Origin of the sequence: Lentzea terrae (genome assembly GCF_003265345.1) — a bacterium.
Lineage (GTDB): Bacteria > Actinomycetota > Actinomycetes > Mycobacteriales > Pseudonocardiaceae > Lentzea > Lentzea terrae.
The window spans coordinates 1-319 of the sequence record NZ_QFWW01000028.1; positions in this window are offsets into that span (position 1 = coordinate 1).

A 319-nucleotide genomic window follows, 5' to 3' on the forward strand; every position below is an offset into this window, starting at 1 on the left:
ATTTATTGCGTGGCCGTGAAGCGTTGCCGGCGCAGCCGGAAAACCGGTTTTCAGCACGTTCAGGAATCGGGTTCGTCGACGGCCGGCAATCACGTTATGGCAAGTCGCCGGACGACTCACCACACGATTCACCGGCGATTCGAATCGTGAATTGAATCAAGAGTCACCATGAGCAAAAAACACCCAAAGTGATGAATTGAATCAAGAGTCGATTCATCATAACAATATGATAATAAAGCGTGATTCACATATGAATCGTGGGCAATTCGTCAGCGATTCGCCATAGAGTCGTCCACGACTTGGATCTGCACTTTGTAAC